The sequence below is a fragment of the Psychrobacillus glaciei genome (genome assembly GCF_008973485.1).
Classification (GTDB): domain Bacteria; phylum Bacillota; class Bacilli; order Bacillales_A; family Planococcaceae; genus Psychrobacillus; species Psychrobacillus glaciei.
This window is the reverse complement of record NZ_CP031223.1, coordinates 4,122,824-4,141,714: the sequence shown is the minus strand read 5'-3', so window position 1 is coordinate 4,141,714 and position 18,891 is coordinate 4,122,824. Positions and strand designations below refer to the sequence as shown.

Genomic DNA, 18,891 nt, shown 5'->3' with positions numbered 1-18,891 from the left:
ATTAGTCGAAAGGAGGAAAACACATGCCTCGTAAAGGTCCTGTTTCCAAACGTGACGTGTTACCAGATCCAATTTATAATTCGAAACTAGTAACTCGTTTAGTCAATAAAATGATGGTAGATGGTAAAAGAGGTACTTCTCAAAAAATCCTATACGGAGCGTTCGAACTAGTAAAAGAACGTTCTGGTAAAGATGCTTTAGAAGTATTTGAAGCTGCATTAACTAACGTAATGCCAGTTCTTGAAGTACGTGCTCGTCGTGTTGGTGGTGCAAACTACCAAGTGCCGGTAGAAGTACGTCCAGATCGTCGTTCAACTCTAGGTCTTCGTTACTTAGTGAACTATTCACGCCTTCGTGGAGAGAAAACGATGGAAGAACGTTTAGCTAACGAAATTCTTGATGCATCAAACAACACTGGTGCTTCAGTTAAGAAACGTGAAGATATGCACAAAATGGCGGAAGCTAACAAAGCGTTCGCACACTATCGTTGGTAGGATTTATTTAAAAATCATACTCTAATCCGAAATTGAAAGGAGAAATACAATATGGCTAGAGAGTTCTCCTTAGCAAAAACACGTAATATCGGGATCATGGCTCACATAGATGCTGGTAAAACGACTACTACGGAGCGTATTCTTTATTACACTGGGAAAATCCATAAAATTGGAGAAACTCATGAAGGTGCTTCACAAATGGACTGGATGGAGCAAGAGCAAGAACGTGGTATTACAATCACTTCTGCTGCGACAACAGCTGCTTGGGATGGTCACCGTGTAAATATCATCGATACACCTGGTCACGTAGACTTCACAGTTGAAGTTGAACGTTCACTTCGTGTACTTGATGGCGCGGTTACAGTACTAGATGCGCAATCTGGTGTTGAACCACAAACAGAAACAGTATGGCGTCAAGCTACAACTTATGGCGTACCACGTATTGTTTTCATTAACAAAATGGATAAAACGGGAGCAGATTTCTTGTATTCTGTAGGAACACTACATGACCGTTTACAAGCTAATGCTCATCCAATTCAGTTACCAATCGGTGCTGAAGAAGATTTCCGCGGAATTATCGACTTAGTAACAATGACTGCTACTATGTACGCTAATGACCTAGGAACTGACATGGAAGAAGTGGAAATTCCAGAAGAATTTAAAGCTCAAGCTAATGAGTACCGTGAAAAGTTAGTTGAAGCGGTAGCTGAACTTGACGAAGATTTAATGGAAAAATATCTTGGTGGAGAAGAGATTACGAACGAAGAATTAGTTGTTGGTATCCGTAAAGGTACTCTAAACGTAGAATTCTATCCAGTAGTATGTGGTACTGCATTTAAAAACAAAGGTGTTCAAAAAGTTCTAGACGCAGTTGTTGCATACCTACCATCACCACTTGATATTCCAGCTATGCAAGGGATTGACCCAGACACTGATGGAGAGATTGAACGTCATTCAGATGACTCAGAACCATTCTCTGCATTAGCATTTAAAGTTATGACTGATCCTTACGTTGGTAAATTAACATTCTTCCGTGTTTATTCTGGTACACTTCAAGCGGGTTCATATGTGCAAAACTCTACAAAAGGTAAGCGTGAACGCGTAGGACGTATTCTACAAATGCATGCTAACTCTCGTGAAGAGATTTCACAAGTATACGCTGGAGATATTGCTGCAGCTGTAGGTTTAAAAGATACAACAACTGGAGACACACTGTGTGATGAAAAAGCTCTTGTAATTCTTGAGTCTATGACATTCCCAGAACCAGTTATTTCATTATCTGTTGAACCGAAAACAAAAGCTGACCAAGATAAAATGGGGCAAGCTCTACAAAAACTTTCAGAAGAAGATCCTACATTCCGCGTACATACGGACCAAGAAACTGGTCAAGTAATCATCGCTGGTATGGGTGAACTTCATTTGGATATTTTAGTTGACCGTATGCGCCGTGAATTTAAAGTAGAAGCTAACGTAGGTGCTCCACAGGTATCTTACCGTGAGACATTCCGTAGCTCTGCTAAAGTTGAAGGTAAATTCGTTCGCCAATCCGGTGGACGTGGTCAATTCGGACACGTTTGGATTGAATTCTCTCCAAACGAAGAAGGAAAAGGCTTTGAATTTGAAAATGCAGTTGTCGGTGGGGTAGTTCCACGTGAATACGTTCCAGCTGTTGAGGCAGGTCTTCGTGACTCACTTAACAATGGTGTACTTGCTGGATATCCACTAATCGATATTAAAGCTAAGCTATATGACGGATCTTATCATGATGTTGACTCGAATGAGATGGCATTTAAGATTGCTGCATCAATGGCACTTAAAAATGCTGTATCTAAAGTAAATCCAGTAATTCTTGAGCCACTTATGAAAGTAGAAGTTGTTATTCCTGAAGAATATTTAGGAGACATCATGGGAGACATTACGTCTCGCCGTGGACGCGTTGAAGGTATGGAAGCGCGTGGTAACGCACAAGTAGTTCGTGCGATGGTGCCGCTTGCTGAAATGTTCGGATATGCAACGTCTTTACGTTCTAATACGCAAGGACGTGGAGTATTCTCTATGGTGTTTGACCACTATGAAGATGTTCCAAAATCAATTTCTGAAGAAATTATTAAAAAAAATAAAGGTGAATAATTGAATTTTCACCAATATTCAAGTATAACTAATTTATAACGTATAAAAGATAGAGGGACGTACGCCCTCTACCTTTTATCATAAAAAAACAAACAATTACTGAGGAGGCAATCTCAAATGGCAAAAGAAAAATTTGACCGTTCCAAAACACATGCAAACATTGGTACAATCGGACACGTTGACCATGGTAAAACTACATTAACAGCAGCAATCGCAACAGTTCTTGCAAAACGTTCTGGTGGTACTGCAATGAGCTATGCTCAAATCGATAACGCACCTGAAGAAAAAGAACGCGGTATCACTATCAATACATCTCACGTTGAGTATGAAACTGCTACACGTCACTATGCACACGTTGACTGTCCAGGACATGCCGATTATGTTAAAAACATGATCACTGGTGCTGCTCAAATGGACGGCGGGATTTTAGTAGTATCTGCTGCTGATGGCCCAATGCCACAAACTCGTGAACATATCCTTCTTTCTCGTCAAGTTGGTGTACCATACTTAGTAGTATTCATGAACAAATGTGATATGGTAGATGACGAAGAGTTACTTGAATTAGTAGAAATGGAAATCCGTGATCTACTTACTGAGTATAACTTCCCTGGTGATGATATTCCTGTTATCAAAGGTTCAGCTCTTAAAGCATTAGAAGGCGAAGAAAATTGGGAAGAAAAAATTGTTGAATTAATGGACGCTGTTGATTCATATATCCCAACTCCAGAACGTCAAACTGACAAACCATTTATGATGCCAGTTGAGGATGTATTCTCAATCACTGGTCGTGGAACAGTTGCTACTGGTCGTGTTGAGCGTGGACAAGTTAAAATCGGTGATGTTGTAGACATTATTGGTATTGTTGAAGATCCAAAATCAACTACTGTAACAGGTGTTGAAATGTTCCGTAAGCTTCTTGACTATGCAGAAGCTGGTGACAACATTGGTGCTCTTCTTCGTGGGGTTGCTCGTGAAGATATCCAACGTGGACAAGTACTAGCTAAACCAGGTACAATTACTCCACACACAGACTTTAAAGCAGAAGTTTATGTTCTTTCAAAAGAAGAGGGTGGACGTCATACTCCATTCTTCACAAACTACCGTCCACAGTTCTACTTCCGTACAACTGATGTAACTGGAGTTTGTAACTTACCAGAAGGCGTAGAAATGGTTATGCCTGGTGATAACATTGAAATGATCGTTTCTTTGATCTCACCAATCGCTCTTGAAGAAGGTACTAAATTCTCTATCCGTGAGGGTGGACGTACTGTAGGCGCTGGCGTAGTTGCTACAATTACTAAATAATTAATAAATTACAAGTCAAAATCCACCTCGTGACGATGAGGTGGATTTTTTTTGTATGAAAAAATAGCGAAAACTAACTGAAATGAACTGAAAAAGTGTCTATCTAATAAAACTCCTAATAACTATTTGCTCCAGCGCAGACTCGTCGCAAAAAAATCGTTGCGCGCTGAATTCTTTAATTTTGAATTACAGAATCATCGAATACTTACTGTGACTACCGATTAGTCTCGAAGTGGTGGGATAAAGCGTAATAAAATATGCCTGGTTAAGGAGCTCTTAATGATTTCTAAAAGCATTTTGGAATAACTGTCTAAGACCCCTTTGTTTTATTAGCAAAGGGGCTTTTTGTATTGACAAAGATATTAAGAACAACTAAACTCTTCTATATTAGCAATCTAGTGTGTGAAAGTGAGCTGTTTTTATGAATGCTGTTATTGTTGCAGTTGTTATAATGTTAGTATTGAGTCTACTACGTATAAACGTTGTATTCTCGTTGATCATAGGAGCTCTTGTGGGTGGTCTAACGGCCGGTTTGTCGATTGCAGAGACAATTGATGCATTTACAGGTGGGTTGGGTGCAGGAGCTACAATTGCATTGAGTTATGGGCTATTAGGGGGCTTTGCAATTGCTATTTCTAAAACAGGTATTCCAGAGCTTTTAGTAGTAGCCATTTTGAAACTAGTAAAAAGAGAAGGCGATTCACCAAAAACAGGTTTAGCAAAAGTATTAGTTTTTTTATTACTATTAATGATGGCTATTTTTTCGCAAAACCTAATCCCGATTCATATAGCATTTATTCCATTGTTAGTGCCACCAATATTAAAAATATTAAATATGCTACAAGTCGATCGTCGTTTGATAGCTTGTATTCTAGCGTTCGGCTTAATTACTCCATATATGTTTCTTCCATTTGGTTTTGGAGCTATCTATCAACAAATTTTAGCGACGCAAATAGGATTGTCGGGACTTAATGTTGGACTAGCAGATATTCCGAAGGCGATGGTTATTCCTGCGTTAGGGATGTTATTTGGACTAATAATGGCCTTTATATTGTTTAGAAAACCAAGGAACTATAAACAAGCAGAAGCTGAAGTAGAAGTTCTTGAAGTTAAAGTGAAAAAAAGTAGTGTAGTGTTTACTGTTCTAGCACTAATCGCTGCGTTATTTGTTCAAATAGAGACGGAAGCTATGATTGCCGGTGCTCTTGCAGGAATTACAGTTCTATATGTAACAGGTGCCTTAAAGTGGAGAGAAGCGGACCAACTATTAACAGAAGGAATGCGTATGATGGCTTTTGTAGGATTTGTTATGATTACCGCAAATGGTTTTGCAGCAGTTATTAACGCAACTGGAGATGTAGAGAGTTTAGTAAATGCTTCTGCCAGTTTATTAAAAGGTAATGTTAGCATAGCTGTTTTAATTATGTTATTCGTTGGCTTATTTGTAACGTTGGGGATTGGATCTTCCTTTGCTACCATCCCAATCATTGCTGCAATTTTCGTACCACTTGGGTTGGAGTTAGGATTAAGTCCTTTAGCAATCATTGCTTTAATCGGAACTGCAGGAGCTCTTGGTGATGCTGGTTCTCCTGCGTCAGATACAACACTCGGACCAACTGCAGGTCTAAATGTGGATGGGCAACACAATCATATTTGGGATACATGTGTGCCGACGTTCATTTGCTATAACATACCGTTAATTTTCTTTGGGTGGATTGCGATTGTTTATATATTATAGAAGGAAAGGCTATTAGGAGCCTTTCTTTTTTATCTCTACTGTTTTACGGATGCATCTTACCTTATCATTTGATTTTATACTCTAGTTTTTGTATACTAAAAAACGGCTAAAAAAACGATGTTTATTAAATAGAAAATATGTATTTGCAACATAGTAAAAGAATTTCGTAAAAACACTTGCGAAATCTTTTTTTAATGTGTATAATGTTGAATGTTGGTCTTTGACTGCGATGAAGCGAGAGGTTACCGACACACCCGGCCGCTTTGCCATGGCGAGTGTACGGAAAATTTTCGTGGAGAATGTCTAGAAAATAGGCGAAAAGGAGGGAAAGTAATGGCAAAACAAAAAATTCGTATTCGTTTGAAAGCGTATGATCATAGAATCCTTGATCAATCTGCTGAGAAAATTGTCGAAACTGCAAAACGTTCAGGTGCAAGTGTATCGGGTCCGATTCCACTTCCGACTGAAAGATCTGTTTATACGATTCTTCGTGCTGTTCATAAGTATAAAGATTCTCGTGAGCAATTCGAAATGCGTACGCATAAACGTCTTATCGATATCGTTAACCCAACACCACAAACTGTTGATGCGTTAATGAAGCTTGATTTACCATCTGGCGTTGATATTGAAATCAAACTTTAATGGTAAACATAAAAAACAACAAATTATTATAGGAGGTGTGACAGATGACCAAAGGAATCTTAGGTAGAAAAATCGGTATGACGCAAGTATTTGCTGAGAACGGTGACTTAATCCCTGTAACTGTAGTTGAAGCTTCTCCAAACATAGTGCTTCAAAAGAAAACAGTTGAAACAGATGGTTACGAAGCAATTCAGTTAGGTTTTGAAGATAAGCGTGAAAAGCTTTCTAACAAACCAGCTAAAGGGCATGTAGCTAAAGCAAGCACTGCTCCTAAGCGCTTCATCCGCGAATTCCGCGGTTTGGATACAGCTAATTACGAGGTTGGTCAAGAAGTCAACGTTGAAAGTTTCGCAGAAGGCGATGTAATCGATGTAACGGGTGTTACTAAAGGTAAAGGTTTCCAAGGTGTTATTAAACGTCATGGACAATCTCGTGGACCAATGGCCCATGGATCTCGCTATCACCGTCGTCCAGGTTCAATGGGGCCAGTTGCTCCGAACCGTGTATTTAAACAAAAGAAATTACCTGGTCAAATGGGTGGACATGTAGTTACTATCCAAAACTTACAAATCGTAAGAGTGGATGCTGAACGTAACTTGTTACTTATTAAAGGTAATGTTCCTGGTTCTCGTAAATCATTAGTAGTTGTGAAAGCTGCTATTAAATCGAAATAATCTCTGAGAAAGGAGGAAACAGGAATGGCAAAAGTATCTTTATTCAATCAAACAGGAGCTTCTGTTGGCGAAATCGAGTTAAACGACAAAGTTTTCGGTATCGAGCCAAACGAATCTGTTTTATTTGAAGCTATCATTGCTCAACGCGCATCACTTCGTCAAGGTAATCACAAAGTGAAAAACCGTTCTGAAGTAGCTGGTGGTGGCCGCAAGCCTTGGAAACAAAAAGGAACTGGTCGTGCTCGTCAAGGTTCAATTCGCTCTCCACAATGGCGTGGTGGTGGTATTGTATTTGGTCCGACTCCACGTAGTTACAGCTATAAATTACCTAAGAAAGTACGTCGTTTAGCTCTTCTTTCAGCACTTTCAACTAAAGTTCATGAAGAAAGCATCGTAGTACTTGAAGGGTTAGCATTTGATGCACCAAAAACAAAAGAATTTTTGAAAGTACTTTCTGGACTTTCAATCAATAAAAAAGCATTATTCGTAACTGCTGATTTAGATGAGAACGTTGCACTAGCTGCTCGTAACATCCCTGGGATCACAGTTGTGTCTGCAACAGGCATTAACGTATTAGATTTAGTTGGTCACGACAAATTAGTGATGACTAAAGCTGCAGTAGAAAAAGTAGAGGAGGTGCTTGGTTAATGGAAGCACGTGATATTATTAAACGTCCGGTCATTACCGAGCGTTCTTCTGAAGTTATGGCAGATAAAAAGTACACATTTGATGTGGACACTCGCGCTAACAAAACACAAGTTAAATATGCTGTTGAAGAAATCTTTGGAGTAAAAGTTGAGAAAGTGAACATCATGAACTACAAAGGTAAATACAAACGCGTAGGTAAATTTGGTGGATATACAAACAAACGCCGCAAAGCGATTGTTAAACTAACTACTGAAAGTAAAGAAATCGAATTATTCGAGATCTAATCCTTATTAGAAGGAATTAATACTCAAGAAGGAGGGAATAAAATGGCGATTAGAAAGTATAAACCAACGACAAACGGACGTCGTAATATGACTTCATTAGATTACGCTGAAATCACAACTGACAAGCCTGAGAAATCATTACTTGCTCCTGTGAAACGTAAAGGCGGCCGTAACAATCAAGGTAAAATTACTGTTCGTCATCATGGTGGTGGACACAAACGTCAATACCGTATCATTGATTTCAAACGAAACAAAGATGGTATACCAGGACGTGTTGCTACTATTGAATATGATCCAAACCGCACTGCGAATATCGCATTAATTAATTACGTGGATGGGGAAAAACGTTACATCCTAGCTCCTAAAGGCTTAGAAGTTGGCATGACAATCTTGTCAGGTCCAGAAGCCGATATTAAAGTAGGAAACGCACTTCCATTACAAAACATCCCAATGGGTACTACTATCCATAATATCGAAATGAAACCTGGTAAAGGTGGTCAGTTAGTTCGTTCTGCTGGAACATCTGCTCAATTACTTGGTAAAGAAGGTAAATACGTAATTGTACGTTTACAATCTGGTGAAGTTCGCTTAATCCTTTCTGTATGCCGCGCTACTATCGGTGAAGTTGGAAACGAACAACATGAACTTGTGAACATTGGTAAAGCTGGTCGTAATCGTTGGTTAGGTAAACGCCCAACTGTACGTGGATCTGTAATGAACCCTAACGATCACCCACACGGTGGTGGTGAAGGACGTACGCCAATCGGTCGTAAGTCACCTATGTCTCCATGGGGTAAACCAACTCTTGGATACAAAACTCGTAGCAAGAAAAACAAATCCGACAAGCTTATCATTCGTCGTCGTAAAAAATAAAGTGGTTTTACTACGGTTCAAAGATCGAACCGTGGTGCAATCACGGAGGGAGGTTCCAGCATGGGTCGTAGCTTGAAAAAAGGACCTTTTGCAGACGATCATTTATTGAAAAAGGTCGATGCTCAAAAGGACTCTGAGAAAAAACAAGTGATTAAGACTTGGTCTCGCCGTTCTACTATTTTCCCTACTTTTATCGGATTAACTATCGCGGTATATGACGGACGCAAACATGTTCCTGTATACGTGACTGAAGATATGGTAGGTCATAAACTAGGCGAGTTTGCACCAACGCGCGCTTATAAAAGTCATGGTGCAGATGATAAGAAAACAAGACGCTAATTTGAGAGGAGGTCATTCAAATGTCACAAGCAAAAGCTATTGCTAAAACAGTGCGCATTGCTCCTCGTAAAGTAAGATTAGTCGTAGATTTAATCAGAGGTAAGCAAATCGGTGAAGCAATTGCAATTTTACAACTTACTCCAAAAGCAGCATCGCCTGTTGTTGAGAAAGTACTAAAATCTGCTGTTGCAAACGCTGAGCACAATTATGATTTAGATATTAACAATCTTGTTGTTTCTGAAGTCTTTGTTGACGAAGGTCCAACATTAAAACGATTCCGTCCACGTGCAATGGGGCGTGCAAGTGCTATAAACAAACGTACTAGCCACATTACAGTAGTGGTATCTGAGAAGAAGGAGGGATAATCCGTGGGTCAAAAAGTACATCCAATAGGATTACGAATTGGTATTATTCGTGACTGGGAGTCAAAATGGTACGCAGGTAAAGACTATGCAACTCTACTTCACGAAGACTTAAAAATTCGTAAGCACATTGAAACTCGTTTAAAAGATGCATCAGTTTCTACAGTAGAAATTGAACGTGCAGCAAAACGTGTAAACATCACAATTCACACTGCAAAACCAGGTATGGTAATTGGTAAAGGTGGTACTGAAGTCGAAGCACTTCGTAAACACTTGAACGATATTACTGGCAAGCGTGTACACATCAACATCGTAGAAATTAAAAGAGCAGACTTAGATGCTAAATTAGTAGCTGAAAGTATCGCACGTCAATTAGAAGGCCGCGTATCTTTCCGTCGTGCTCAAAAACAAGCAATTCAACGCACTATGCGTTCAGGCGCTAAAGGTATTAAAACTCAAGTATCTGGACGTCTTGGCGGCGCTGACATCGCGCGTGCTGAACACTATAGTGAAGGTACTGTACCACTTCATACATTACGTGCTGACATTGATTATGCACATGCTGAAGCTGACACAACTTATGGTAAGCTTGGCGTTAAAGTATGGATTTATCGTGGTGAAGTCCTTCCAGTGAAGAAGAACTCTGAGGAAGGAGGCAAATAATATGTTAATGCCTAAACGCGTTAAATACCGTCGTGAACACCGTGGAAAAATGCGTGGTGAAGCAAAAGGCGGGAAAGAAATAGCATTCGGTGAATTTGGTTTACAAGCAACTGAAGCTAGCTGGATTACAAGTCGTCAAATTGAGGCTTCTCGTATTGCAATGACACGTTACATGAAACGTGGCGGTAAAGTATGGATTAAGATATTTCCACATAAACCTTACACGAAAAAGCCTCTTGAGGTTCGTATGGGTTCAGGTAAAGGGGCTCCTGAAGGTTGGGTAGCTGTAGTAAAACCTGGAAAAATTATGTTTGAAATTGCTGGAGTTTCTGAAGAAGTTGCTCGTGAAGCGTTACGTTTAGCATCACATAAGCTTCCTATTAAATGTAAAGTAGTTAAACGTCAAGAAATTGGTGGTGAATCTAATGAAAGCTAATGACATCCGTGAACTTACTACTGCAGAAATCGAACAAAAGGTAAAATCACTGAAAGAAGAGCTTTTCAACCTTCGCTTCCAATTGGCGACTGGTCAATTAGAAAACACAGCTCGCATTCGTGAAGTACGCAAAGCGATTGCACGTATGAAAACTGTGGTACGCGAAAGAGAAATCAGTGCAAACAACTGATAAAGGAGGTTTTCGGGCATGACTGAGCGTAATCAACGCAAAGTATACACTGGCCGTGTAGTTTCTGATAAAATGGAAAAAACAATTACTGTTTTAGTTGAAACTCATAAGAAACATAAATTATACGGTAAACGTGTTAAATATTCTAAGAAATTAAAAGCACATGATGAACAAAACGAAGCCCAAATCGGCGATATCGTTCGCATTATGGAAACTCGTCCGCTGTCAGCTACAAAACGTTTTCGTTTATTAGAAGTTGTAGAAAAAGCGGTTATTATCTAATAATAAATTCGGAACTCAATAATTCCGAAGGGAGGTTACCTAAGTGATCCAACAAGAAACTCGTATGAAAGTTGCTGACAACTCAGGTGCACGTGAAGTTTTAACAATAAAAGTGCTTGGTGGTACTGGTCGTAAAACTGCTAATATCGGTGATATCGTCGTATGTACAGTTAAGAAAGCAACACCAGGTGGCGTTGTCAAGAAGGGTGACGTCGTTAAAGCTGTAATCGTTCGCACAAAAAGCGGCGTGCGCCGCAAAGACGGAACTTATATCAAATTCGATGAGAATGCATGCGTTATCATCAAAGACGATAAAGGACCGCGCGGGACTCGTATTTTTGGACCAGTTGCTCGTGAATTACGCGATAGCAACTTTATGAAAATCGTTTCTCTAGCTCCAGAAGTTCTTTAATTTACATGAAAGTGCCAATCAAGGAGGTGCGACAGAATGCATGTTAAAAAAGGCGACAAAGTTAAGGTAATCTCAGGTAAAGATAAAGGTAAAACAGGTGTTATCCTTTCTTCTTTTCCTAAGAAAGATCGTGTGTTAGTTGAAGGTGTAAACATCGTCAAAAAACATACGAAACCAAACCAAGCTAATCAGCAAGGCGGAATTGTAAGTCAAGAGGCTGCAATTCACGTTTCGAACGTTATGTTAATCGACCCAAAAACTGGCGAGCCGACTCGCGTAGGTTCTAAAGTAGAAGATGGCAAAAAAGTTCGTGTTGCGAAAAAAACTGGTGAAATTATTAAATAAGTAAAAAGAAGGGAGGTACACACATGAACCGCCTAAAAGAAAAATTTCTTAAGGAAGTTTCTCCTGCTCTAATGAGCAAGTTTGAATATAAATCAGTAATGCAAGTACCTAAAGTTGATAAAATCGTTATCAATATGGGTGTGGGTGATGCTGTATCAAATACAAAAGCACTTGACGCTGCTGTTGAAGAGTTACAAATTATCGCTGGTCAAAAACCTGTAGTTACGAAAGCTAAAAAATCGATCGCTGGTTTCCGTCTTCGTGAAGGAATGCCAATCGGTGCAAAAGTTACACTACGTGGTGAACGTATGTATGACTTTTTGGATAAATTAATCGCTATCTCTCTTCCACGTGTACGTGACTTCCGCGGTGTTTCTAAAAAAGCATTTGACGGTCGCGGTAACTACACGCTGGGAGTAAAAGAGCAATTAATCTTCCCTGAAATCGATTATGATAAAGTTTCTAAAGTACGCGGTATGGACATCGTAATTGTAACAACTGCGAACTCTGACGAAGAAGCTCGTGAGTTATTAACACAATTCGGTATGCCATTCCAAAAGTAAAATAAGGGAGGCGAAAACGTGGCTAAAAAATCAATGATCGTTAAACAACAACGTACGCCAAAGTTCCAAGTGCAACAATACACACGCTGTGAGCGCTGTGGACGTCCGCACTCTGTATATCGTAAATTTAAGCTTTGCCGTATTTGTTTCCGTGAACTTGCATACAAGGGACAAATTCCTGGCGTTAAAAAAGCAAGCTGGTAATCCCCTAAACTGGGAAGGAGGTAAATGTAATGACAATGTCAGATCCAATTGCAGATATGCTTACACGCATTCGTAATGCTAACATGGTTCGTCACGAGAAATTAGAAGTTCCTGCTTCAAACTTGAAAAAGGAAATCGCTGAAATATTAAAACGCGAAGGTTTCGTACGTGATGTTGAATATGTAGAAGATAGCAAACAAGGAATCATCCGCATCTTCTTAAAATATGGTCAAAACGACGAACGCGTTATTACTGGTTTGAAACGTATTTCAAAACCTGGTCTACGCGTTTACGCTAAAACAAACGAAGTACCTAGAGTATTAAATGGTTTAGGAATTGCTTTAGTTTCTACTTCAAATGGTTTATTAACAGATAAAGAAGCTCGCGCTAAACAAGTTGGCGGAGAAATCGTAGCTTACGTTTGGTAATAATCAACAAACGAATGGAGGTGCAACAAAATGTCTCGAGTAGGTAAAAAACCAATTGAGGTTCCTGCAAACGTTACTGTAGCTATCAATGAAGATAATACAGTAGTTGTTAAAGGACCAAAAGGTGAATTAACAAGATCTTTTAATCAAGATATTAAAATTGAGCAAGAAGGTACTATAATTACTTTAGTACGTCCTTCAGAGTCAAAAGACCATCGCACAATTCACGGAACAACACGTGCTTTATTAGCTAACATGATCACTGGTGTTTCTCAAGGATTTGAGCGTGGACTTGAATTAGTTGGGGTAGGTTACCGTGCACAACTACAAGGTACTAAACTTGTACTTAATGTAGGGTACTCACATCCAGTTGAGTTCACTCCTGAAGACGGAATTGAAGTCGAAGTTCCTTCGAATACAAAAATTATCGTTCGCGGTATTAACAAAGAACGCGTTGGTGCATTAGCATCTAACATTCGTCAAGTTCGTCCACCAGAGCCTTACAAAGGTAAAGGTATTCGTTATGTAGGCGAAGTTGTACGCCGCAAAGAAGGTAAAACAGGTAAATAATGCATCTCGCATTAGAAAGGAGTGACCACTGTGATTACGAAACAAGACAAAAATCAAGTTCGTAAAAAACGTCATGCACGTGTTCGTACAAAAATCACGGGTACTACTGAACGTCCTCGTTTAAATGTATTCCGTTCTAATAAACATATTTACGCACAACTTATAGACGACTCTAAAGGTCTAACAATCGTTAGTGCGTCTACAATGGATAAAGACTTTGGTGGAACAGTTGGAAATGTTGAAGCTGCAAAATCAATTGGTGAAACAATTGCAAAACGTGCTGTTGAGAAAAACATCAAATCTATTGTATTTGACCGTGGCGGTTACTTATATCATGGACGTGTTAAAGCATTAGCTGAAGCCGCACGTGAAAACGGCTTAGAATTTTAAGAAGAAGGAGGGACATATTTCATGCGTGGTATTGACCCAAACAAATTTGAACTTGAAGAACGCGTAGTTACGATTAACCGTGTTGCTAAAGTTGTAAAAGGTGGACGTCGTTTCCGTTTTACTGCATTAGTAGTTGTCGGTGACAAAAACGGACATGTAGGATTTGGTACTGGTAAAGCACAAGAGGTTCCAGATGCAATCCGTAAAGCTGTTGAAGATGCGAAGAAAAACTTGATCGAAGTACCAAGAGTTGGCGGAACTACTCCTCACCAAATTATTGGACGCTTCGGCGCTGGTTCTATTCTAGTTAAACCTGCAGCACCTGGTACAGGCGTTATTGCTGGTGGACCGGTGCGTGCGGTACTAGAATTAGCTGGTATCACTGATATCTTATCGAAATCACTTGGATCTAACACACCAATTAACATGGTTCGTGCTACAGTTAAAGGTTTAACTCAACTAAAACGTGCTGAGGACGTTGCTAAATTACGTGGTAAATCAGTAAAAGAACTGTTAGGATAAGGGGGGAAATTACAATGGCAACTAAATTAGAAATTACCCTTATTAAAAGCTTGATTGGTACTAAACCAAATCAACGTAAAACTGCAGAAGCTCTTGGATTACGTAAATTACATCAATCAGTTGAGCATCAAGACAATGCTGCGATCCGTGGGATGGTTGGCAAAGTAGCTCACTTAGTAACTTTGAAAGAAATTTAAAGTTTAATTTAAGAATAAGGAGGTGCCACCATATGAAACTACATGAGTTAAAACCTACAGAAGGATCTCGTTCTTCACGCAAACGTATAGGACGCGGTATTGGTTCTGGTACAGGTAAAACATCAGGTAAAGGTCATAAAGGTCAAAACGCTCGTTCGGGCGGTGGGGTTCGTCCAGGATTTGAAGGCGGACAAAACCCATTATTCCGTCGTTTACCTAAACGCGGATTTACGAACATTAACCGTAAAGAGTTTGCAATTGTAAACCTTGACACATTAAATCGTTTCGAAGAAGGCACAGAAGTAACACCTGCTCTATTAATCGAAACAGGTGTTGTGAGTAGTGAAAAGTCTGGTATTAAGATTCTAGGTAATGGAACTCTTGACAAGAAGTTAACTGTAAAAGCTCATAAATTCTCTGCGTCAGCTAAAGAGGCTATTGAGAACGCTGGCGGACAAACTGAGGTGGTTTAATGTTTCAGACAATCTCTAACTTTATGCGTGTGCGAGATATTCGAAATAAAATCATTTTTACTTTATTGATGTTAATTGTCTTTCGTATTGGTACATTCATACCAGTTCCGAATGTCGATGCAAGTGTATTAAAACAAGCAGATCACTTAGGTGTGATTGGATTTTTAAATACATTTGGTGGTGGGGCATTAAAGAAATTCTCCATTTTAGCAATGGGGATTATGCCTTACATCACTGCATCTATTATCGTCCAGTTGTTACAAATGGATGTTGTACCTAAGTTTACAGAGTGGTCAAAACAAGGAGAAGTCGGAAGACGGAAACTTGCACAGTTCACTCGTTACTTCACAATTATCTTAGCTTTTATTCAAGCAATCGCAATGTCATATGGGTTTAACCGTATGTTTAGTGGGTCTTTGATAAAAAACGAAGGCGTTATGACTTATTTTGTGATCGCTGTTGTGTTAACTGCTGGAACCGCATTTTTAATGTGGTTAGGTGAGCAGATTACGTCAAAAGGTGTTGGTAATGGTATTTCTATTATTATCTTCGCCGGCATTGCTGCCGCTATTCCAAATGCAGTAAACCAAATGTACGCTTCACAGATTCAAGACGCTGGGGATGCATTGTTTATCAATATTATTGTGTTAGTTTTACTTTTAGCTGCTATTATTGCTGTAACTGTTGGTGTAATTTACGTTCAACAAGCGTTGCGTAAAATACCTATTCAATATGCGAAACGTGTTGCGGGTACTGCTCAAACTGGTGCTCAACAAACACACTTGCCTTTAAAAGTAAATGCTGCGGGAGTAATCCCGGTAATCTTTGCATCCGCGTTCCTTATGGCACCACAATCTATTGTTTTATTTTTTGGTCAAAATAAGGTAACTGATTTTATTACGAATGCACTAAATTATACACAACCAATTGGTATGACATTTTATATTGCTCTAATCATTGCGTTTACTTACTTCTATGCATTCATTCAAGTGAATCCGGAGAACGTGGCAGACAATTTGAAAAAGCAAGGTGCGTATATTCCAGGGATTCGTCCAGGAATTAACACACAAAATTATTTGACTAGCGTATTATATCGTTTAACATTTGTTGGTTCAATTTTCCTAGCGCTTATAGCGATTATGCCATTATTGTTTGTCAAATTTGCGGGTCTTCCACAATCGGCACAAATTGGCGGAACAAGCTTACTTATCGTTGTGGGTGTTGCACTCGAAACGATGAAACAGCTAGAATCACAATTAGTTAAGCGTCATTATAAAGGCTTTATGAAATAATGTCGGTTTTTAGGAACAATATAGTTCCTAAAAATCTACAAAATAGTCCTGAGGGGGCATTTTCGTATGAATATCGTTTTAATGGGTCTGCCAGGTGCCGGTAAAGGTACTCAAGCAGACAAAATTGTTGAGAAGTACGCAATCCCTCATATTTCTACAGGCGATATGTTTCGCGCAGCAATAAAGGATGGCACGGAACTTGGTTTAAAAGCAAAGTCGTTTATGGATCAAGGTGCATTAGTACCTGATGAAGTAACGATCGGTATTGTCCGTGAAAGATTAAGTAAACCAGATTGTGAAAAAGGATTCTTACTTGACGGTTTTCCACGTACAGTTCCTCAAGCAGAAGCACTAGATGCTTTACTTTTGGATTTAGGAAAATCAATTGAGCATGTGCTTAACATTCAAGTAGTACAAGATGAATTGATTAAACGTCTAACTGGTCGCCGTATTTGTAAAGAATGTGGGACTGCTTATCATTTAGTCTTTAACCCGCCCGCTATAGCTGGGGTATGTGATAAAGATGGTGGAGAACTTTATCAAAGAGCGGATGATAATCCCGAAACGGTGATTAACCGTCTGGAAGTAAATATGAAGCAAACTCAACCTTTGCTTGATTTTTATGAGAACAAAGGTGTTTTAACAAATATAGATGGACAGCAAGAAATTTCAAAAGTTTTTGCTGGTCTTGATGCTCTGTTACAGGGCAACCGCATCTAGCCCGGTGCCTGTCACAGATGACTAATTGCCGGGCAGTATGCAAAGAACGAAAATGTTTTTTTCGAGAGCTGCAAAAGCATATTGCGCCCGGTATACAAACGGAAGAAAAGGGATGTATCAAAGCGCGGACCCCCTAGTCCACGTGCATTTCATATTCTGAAGGGGTATAATGGGTTTCGTGGAAGCATCTATGTAACGAACGGGTACTATGGAACTCATCCAACACTTTCGTAAGAATATGTTGACATGAGGGAGACAGGTTTCTACCAGTCAGTCTACTCCGTGGATTGCTAAAAGCGAAACCATACGAGTGTCTTTCGAACATCTCTCATGATTTCCAAACATATGCTTGAAACGGATAGTTTCGTTCGATTTGAGGCTATACTAACAGCAAATTACGTTTGAATTTTGATGAGAACCTGATTTGTATATAGAAGGGAGACAGGGTTGATGGCGAAAGATGATGTAATTGAAGTCGAAGGAACAGTTGTTGAGACTTTGCCAAACGCGATGTTTAAGGTAGAATTAGAAAACGGTCATACAATACTTGCCCATGTATCGGGTAAAATTCGTATGCATTTTATACGCATTTTACCTGGAGATAAAGTCACAATTGAACTATCTCCTTACGATTTAACACGCGGTCGTATTACGTACCGTTTTAAATAATCTTTTGCACTCCGGACTACTAAGGAGGTTAGGTTAGATGAAAGTGAGACCATCTGTGAAACCGATCTGCGAAAAATGTAAGGTTATTCGCCGACGCGGTAAAGTTATGGTAATCTGTGAAAATCCTAAACACAAACAAAGACAAGGCTAATTAGAAGGAGGTGCACGACACATATGGCACGTATTGCTGGTGTTGACATTCCACGCGATAAACGCGTTGTTATTTCATTAACATACATTTTCGGAATTGGTAAAACTACTGCACAAAAAGTATTGGCGGAAGCTGGTATTTCTGAAGAAACTCGCGTTCGCGATCTTACTGAAGACGAGTTAAACAAAATTCGTGAACAAATCGGTGTATACAAAGTAGAAGGTGACCTTCGTCGTGAAGTATCACTTAACATTAAACGTTTGATGGAAATCGGTTCATTCCGAGGTATCCGTCACCGTCGCGGCTTACCAGTTCGTGGACAAAATACGAAAAATAATGCTCGTACTCGTAAAGGTCCTCGTAAAACAGTTGCGAACAAGAAAAAATAATCGGTAAAGGAGGTTTCTTCTTAACATGGCACGTAAACAACAAACACGTAAGCGTCGTGTGAAAAAGAATATCGAATCCGGTATTGCTCACATCCGCTCAACATTTAATAACACAATTGTGACTATCACGGACATGCAAGGTAATGCACTTTCTTGGTCAAGTGCTGGAGCTCTTGGATTCAGAGGTTCTCGTAAATCTACTCCATTCGCTGCACAAATGGCTGCTGAAGCAGCTGCAAAAACTTCCATGGAACATGGCATAAAAACATTAGAAGTAACAGTTAAAGGTCCTGGTGCAGGTCGTGAAGCGGCTATCCGCGCACTTCAAGCTGCAGGTCTAGATGTTACAGCTATTAAAGATGTAACGCCAGTACCACATAATGGTTGCCGTCCACCAAAACGTCGTCGCGTATAAATAGGTGAAACTCAATTGTTTGAGAACATCATTTATTGTACAGACTGAGGTTGTGTAGACAGCAATCAGTTAAACGATCGAATTCATGATG

Annotated in this window: 31 protein-coding genes; all 31 read left to right on the top strand. The window is 39.5% G+C overall.

The genetic code is table 11. The annotated features are described in order from the left end of the window. Positions 1–23 precede the first annotated feature (23 nt). The 31 genes from rpsG (at position 24) to rpsK (ending at position 18,800) form a co-directional block, all read left to right on the top strand. Positions 24–494: a 30S ribosomal protein S7 gene (rpsG, locus tag PB01_RS19685; RefSeq protein ID WP_151701739.1), complete on the top strand. Its 471-nt coding sequence runs from the start codon at positions 24–26 to the stop codon at positions 492–494. 51 nt (positions 495–545) lie between these two features. After that, positions 546–2,624: an elongation factor G gene (fusA, locus tag PB01_RS19680; RefSeq protein WP_151701738.1), complete on the top strand. Its 2,079-nt coding sequence runs from the start codon at positions 546–548 to the stop codon at positions 2,622–2,624. Between the two features lie 117 nt (positions 2,625–2,741). Continuing rightward, the gene (gene tuf, locus PB01_RS19675) at positions 2,742–3,929 is read left to right on the top strand and encodes an elongation factor Tu (protein ID WP_151701737.1); all 1,188 of its coding nucleotides are present in this window, start codon (positions 2,742–2,744) and stop codon (positions 3,927–3,929) included. A 421-nt stretch (positions 3,930–4,350) separates the two neighbouring features. Continuing rightward, positions 4,351–5,667 carry a Na+/H+ antiporter family protein gene (locus tag PB01_RS19670; protein ID WP_151701736.1) on the top strand — a complete coding sequence of 439 codons (1,317 nt, stop codon included), beginning with the start codon at positions 4,351–4,353 and terminating at the stop codon, positions 5,665–5,667. 333 nt (positions 5,668–6,000) lie between these two features. Continuing rightward, entirely contained in the window at positions 6,001–6,309 is a 309-nt protein-coding gene (gene rpsJ / locus PB01_RS19665; RefSeq protein ID WP_042478628.1) for a 30S ribosomal protein S10, read from the top strand. Between the two features lie 44 nt (positions 6,310–6,353). Next, on the top strand, positions 6,354–6,983 hold the full coding sequence (gene rplC, locus PB01_RS19660) for a 50S ribosomal protein L3 (protein ID WP_151701735.1): 630 nt from the start codon (positions 6,354–6,356) through the stop codon (positions 6,981–6,983). A gap of 24 nt (positions 6,984–7,007) precedes the next feature. Beyond that, on the top strand, positions 7,008–7,631 hold the full coding sequence (gene rplD, locus PB01_RS19655) for a 50S ribosomal protein L4 (RefSeq protein WP_151701734.1): 624 nt from the start codon (positions 7,008–7,010) through the stop codon (positions 7,629–7,631). Continuing rightward, positions 7,631–7,915, top strand: a complete 285-nt coding sequence (gene rplW, locus PB01_RS19650) for a 50S ribosomal protein L23 (RefSeq protein WP_151701733.1) — start codon at positions 7,631–7,633, stop codon at positions 7,913–7,915. The genes rplD and rplW overlap by 1 nt, the downstream gene beginning before the upstream one ends. A gap of 42 nt (positions 7,916–7,957) precedes the next feature. Continuing rightward, positions 7,958–8,788, top strand: a complete 831-nt coding sequence (gene rplB / locus PB01_RS19645; RefSeq protein ID WP_151701732.1) for a 50S ribosomal protein L2 — start codon at positions 7,958–7,960, stop codon at positions 8,786–8,788. A 60-nt stretch (positions 8,789–8,848) separates the two neighbouring features. Next, positions 8,849–9,127 (top strand): 30S ribosomal protein S19, encoded by a 279-nt coding sequence (gene rpsS / locus PB01_RS19640; protein WP_090567829.1) that lies wholly within the window; start codon positions 8,849–8,851, stop codon positions 9,125–9,127. 20 nt (positions 9,128–9,147) lie between these two features. Then, positions 9,148–9,492 carry a 50S ribosomal protein L22 gene (gene rplV / locus PB01_RS19635; RefSeq protein ID WP_151701731.1) on the top strand — a complete coding sequence of 115 codons (345 nt, stop codon included), beginning with the start codon at positions 9,148–9,150 and terminating at the stop codon, positions 9,490–9,492. Between the two features lie 3 nt (positions 9,493–9,495). Next, a complete protein-coding gene (rpsC, locus tag PB01_RS19630; protein ID WP_151701730.1) occupies positions 9,496–10,152 on the top strand; it encodes a 30S ribosomal protein S3 in 657 nt (218 codons plus the stop codon). Position 10,153: 1 nt separating this feature from the next. Further along, positions 10,154–10,588 (top strand): 50S ribosomal protein L16, encoded by a 435-nt coding sequence (gene rplP, locus PB01_RS19625; RefSeq protein WP_151701729.1) that lies wholly within the window; start codon positions 10,154–10,156, stop codon positions 10,586–10,588. Continuing rightward, the gene (rpmC, locus tag PB01_RS19620) at positions 10,578–10,778 is read left to right on the top strand and encodes a 50S ribosomal protein L29 (RefSeq protein ID WP_090567840.1); all 201 of its coding nucleotides are present in this window, start codon (positions 10,578–10,580) and stop codon (positions 10,776–10,778) included. Before rplP ends, rpmC begins: the two co-directional genes overlap by 11 nt. An 18-nt stretch (positions 10,779–10,796) precedes the next feature. Further along, on the top strand, positions 10,797–11,060 hold the full coding sequence (gene rpsQ, locus PB01_RS19615) for a 30S ribosomal protein S17 (RefSeq protein ID WP_151701728.1): 264 nt from the start codon (positions 10,797–10,799) through the stop codon (positions 11,058–11,060). A gap of 43 nt (positions 11,061–11,103) precedes the next feature. Further along, on the top strand, positions 11,104–11,472 hold the full coding sequence (gene rplN / locus PB01_RS19610; RefSeq protein ID WP_053591327.1) for a 50S ribosomal protein L14: 369 nt from the start codon (positions 11,104–11,106) through the stop codon (positions 11,470–11,472). A 36-nt stretch (positions 11,473–11,508) separates the two neighbouring features. After that, entirely contained in the window at positions 11,509–11,817 is a 309-nt protein-coding gene (gene rplX / locus PB01_RS19605; protein ID WP_151701727.1) for a 50S ribosomal protein L24, read from the top strand. Positions 11,818–11,840: 23 nt separating this feature from the next. Further along, positions 11,841–12,380, top strand: a complete 540-nt coding sequence (gene rplE, locus PB01_RS19600; RefSeq protein WP_151701726.1) for a 50S ribosomal protein L5 — start codon at positions 11,841–11,843, stop codon at positions 12,378–12,380. An 18-nt stretch (positions 12,381–12,398) separates the two neighbouring features. Continuing rightward, a complete protein-coding gene (locus PB01_RS19595; protein ID WP_151701725.1) occupies positions 12,399–12,584 on the top strand; it encodes a type Z 30S ribosomal protein S14 in 186 nt (61 codons plus the stop codon). Positions 12,585–12,613: 29 nt separating this feature from the next. Beyond that, positions 12,614–13,012: a 30S ribosomal protein S8 gene (gene rpsH, locus PB01_RS19590; protein ID WP_151701724.1), complete on the top strand. Its 399-nt coding sequence runs from the start codon at positions 12,614–12,616 to the stop codon at positions 13,010–13,012. Between the two features lie 30 nt (positions 13,013–13,042). After that, positions 13,043–13,582, top strand: a complete 540-nt coding sequence (gene rplF / locus PB01_RS19585; RefSeq protein ID WP_151701723.1) for a 50S ribosomal protein L6 — start codon at positions 13,043–13,045, stop codon at positions 13,580–13,582. A gap of 30 nt (positions 13,583–13,612) precedes the next feature. Continuing rightward, positions 13,613–13,972 (top strand): 50S ribosomal protein L18, encoded by a 360-nt coding sequence (rplR, locus tag PB01_RS19580; RefSeq protein WP_151701722.1) that lies wholly within the window; start codon positions 13,613–13,615, stop codon positions 13,970–13,972. A gap of 21 nt (positions 13,973–13,993) precedes the next feature. Beyond that, the gene (gene rpsE / locus PB01_RS19575; RefSeq protein WP_151701721.1) at positions 13,994–14,494 is read left to right on the top strand and encodes a 30S ribosomal protein S5; all 501 of its coding nucleotides are present in this window, start codon (positions 13,994–13,996) and stop codon (positions 14,492–14,494) included. 14 nt (positions 14,495–14,508) lie between these two features. Further along, the gene (gene rpmD / locus PB01_RS19570) at positions 14,509–14,691 is read left to right on the top strand and encodes a 50S ribosomal protein L30 (RefSeq protein ID WP_151701720.1); all 183 of its coding nucleotides are present in this window, start codon (positions 14,509–14,511) and stop codon (positions 14,689–14,691) included. Between the two features lie 32 nt (positions 14,692–14,723). Next, the gene (rplO, locus tag PB01_RS19565; protein WP_151701719.1) at positions 14,724–15,164 is read left to right on the top strand and encodes a 50S ribosomal protein L15; all 441 of its coding nucleotides are present in this window, start codon (positions 14,724–14,726) and stop codon (positions 15,162–15,164) included. Next, positions 15,164–16,456, top strand: coding sequence for a preprotein translocase subunit SecY (secY, locus tag PB01_RS19560; RefSeq protein ID WP_151701718.1), 1,293 nt, complete (start codon positions 15,164–15,166; stop codon positions 16,454–16,456). The genes rplO and secY overlap by 1 nt, the downstream gene beginning before the upstream one ends. Positions 16,457–16,522: 66 nt before the next feature. Next, on the top strand, positions 16,523–17,176 hold the full coding sequence (locus PB01_RS19555; RefSeq protein WP_151701717.1) for an adenylate kinase: 654 nt from the start codon (positions 16,523–16,525) through the stop codon (positions 17,174–17,176). Positions 17,177–17,626: 450 nt separating this feature from the next. Next, positions 17,627–17,845: a translation initiation factor IF-1 gene (infA, locus tag PB01_RS19550; protein WP_016429904.1), complete on the top strand. Its 219-nt coding sequence runs from the start codon at positions 17,627–17,629 to the stop codon at positions 17,843–17,845. Positions 17,846–17,882: 37 nt separating this feature from the next. Further along, on the top strand, positions 17,883–17,996 hold the full coding sequence (rpmJ, locus tag PB01_RS19545) for a 50S ribosomal protein L36 (RefSeq protein WP_003247619.1): 114 nt from the start codon (positions 17,883–17,885) through the stop codon (positions 17,994–17,996). Between the two features lie 23 nt (positions 17,997–18,019). Then, positions 18,020–18,385 (top strand): 30S ribosomal protein S13, encoded by a 366-nt coding sequence (gene rpsM, locus PB01_RS19540; RefSeq protein ID WP_151701716.1) that lies wholly within the window; start codon positions 18,020–18,022, stop codon positions 18,383–18,385. Between the two features lie 25 nt (positions 18,386–18,410). Further along, positions 18,411–18,800 (top strand): 30S ribosomal protein S11, encoded by a 390-nt coding sequence (rpsK, locus tag PB01_RS19535; protein ID WP_151701715.1) that lies wholly within the window; start codon positions 18,411–18,413, stop codon positions 18,798–18,800. Positions 18,801–18,891 lie beyond the last annotated feature (91 nt).